Origin of the sequence: Vulcanisaeta sp., assembly GCF_049966235.1 — an archaeon.
In the GTDB taxonomy this organism is placed as follows: Archaea; Thermoproteota; Thermoprotei; order Thermoproteales; family Thermocladiaceae; genus Vulcanisaeta; species Vulcanisaeta moutnovskia.
The window spans coordinates 1-603 of record NZ_JBMFVA010000082.1; the positions used below are offsets into that span (position 1 = coordinate 1).

Genomic DNA, 603 nt, shown 5'->3' on the forward strand with positions numbered 1-603 from the left:
ACTTTTTTGTTTGTTGTGGTTGTTGTTTGTAGTGTGTTTATTGCTTTTCTCATGTCTCCTTGGCTTACTTCCCATATTGCCTCTAGTCCATCCTCGGTTACCTCTACTCCCGCTTCCTTGGCTATTTGCCTCAGCCTCTCTATTACTGCTTCCTTTGGTAGTGGGTTGAATCTGAATATTGCGCATCTTGACTGTATTGGTTCTATTATTCCGCTTATGTAGTTTGCCAGTAGTATGAATCTTGTTGTTGATGCGTACATTTCCATAATCCTCCTTAATGCTTGCTGCGCGTCACTAGTCATGTTATCAGCCTCATCAAGTATAACGAGCTTGAATGGTACTGGGCCGCTTGGCATTGTCCTAGCGAACTCCTTAACCTTCTCCCTAATAACATCAATACCCCTCTCATCACTAGCATTAAGCTCAAGAACACTACCACGCCAAGCCTCACCGTAAAGCTCCCTAGCGAGGGCTAAGGCAGCAGTAGTCTTACCAACACCAGGAGGACCATAGAAGAGTAGGTGAGGCAAATCACCACGCCTAACAAACTCAAGCAAACCAGCCTTAACACCCTCCTGATCAACCAAATCAACAAGCCTAACA

1 protein-coding gene is annotated in these 603 nt (G+C 44.9%); it reads right to left on the bottom strand.

The annotated features are described in order from the left end of the window. Positions 1 to 603, bottom strand: a 603-nt coding sequence (locus ACP5L5_RS11820; RefSeq protein WP_428764023.1) for a replication factor C small subunit, incomplete at both ends; no start/stop codon positions are given.